This window comes from Vibrio sp. 1249-1, assembly GCF_033340495.1.
The window spans coordinates 1-504 of the sequence record NZ_JAWOWJ010001233.1 but is presented as its reverse complement, the minus strand read 5'-3'; the positions used below and the strand labels follow the sequence as shown (position 1 = coordinate 504).

Genomic DNA, 504 nt, shown 5'->3' with positions numbered 1-504 from the left:
CTTTGATGATGTCGTTACTTGTCTTAAAGGTGCCAGATACTTTGCCGTAAACGTAACCAGGGATGATAAATAGGATGAAGATCAGTGGAACAATCGACTTCATGATAGGCGCAGAAAACGCCGTAATTTCGCCTTCAGGAGAGCGAAGTGCCGAGTTCTCAGGCAATAACGCGGCAACAAGAAGTGCAATACCCGCCATCATAGCCCAGCCAGCGTAGCGGAATGCTTTTGATTCCAACTCAGTGAAAGAGCCTAAGTTTGGTGCCGTTTCTGCATCTTCATCAATTGGCATCTTTGCAAGACGAGGCTCGATGATTTTCTCAGTCACGTACCAACCGATAGCAACGATGATCACTGAAGATAGACCAGTGAAGAAGATGTTTGCTAGAGGGTTAACCACGTATTCAGGATCAAGAACCTGTGCTGCTGTTTGTGTGAAACCAGCGAGCAATGGGTCAATACCTGAAGGAATGAAGTTTGCAGAGAAACCACCAGACACACCAG

At 46.4% G+C, this 504-nt stretch carries 1 protein-coding gene; it reads right to left on the bottom strand.

Going from position 1 to position 504, the window contains the following annotated elements:
• Window positions 1-504: AbgT family transporter (locus tag R7Z50_RS31440; protein ID WP_318150268.1), on the bottom strand; the 504-nt coding region annotated here is incomplete at both ends.